Raw genomic sequence first — 284 nt, 5'->3', positions numbered from 1 at the left:
CCCTGAAGCGCGTGCCGGAAGCCAACGCCAGCTACACGCCGGAAGGCATCGCCATGCACCACCATGCCGACGTGGCGGTGGCGGTGGCGGTCGAGGGCGGCCTGATCACCCCGATCATCCGGGCGGCCGAGACCAAGGGCCTGGCCCAGATCTCCGCCGAGATGAAGGACCTGGCCGAGCGCGCCCGCACCAAGAAGCTGAAGCCCGAAGAGTTCCAGGGCGGCACCTTCTCGGTGTCCAACCTCGGCATGTTCGGCATCAAGAGCTTCGCCTCGATCATCAAC

General features: G+C 66.9%; 1 protein-coding gene. It reads left to right on the top strand.

Annotated features, from left to right (window positions below; all coding sequences use genetic code 11):
- On the top strand, positions 1 to 284 hold a 284-nt coding region (locus DJ568_RS17045), incomplete at both ends, for a 2-oxo acid dehydrogenase subunit E2 (protein WP_199561022.1).

Origin of the sequence: Mucilaginibacter hurinus (genome assembly GCF_003324525.1) — a bacterium.
Classification (GTDB): Bacteria; Bacteroidota; Bacteroidia; order Sphingobacteriales; family Sphingobacteriaceae; genus Mucilaginibacter; species Mucilaginibacter hurinus.
The sequence above is the reverse complement of the archived record's forward strand: the minus strand, read 5'-3'. Positions and strand labels throughout refer to the sequence as shown.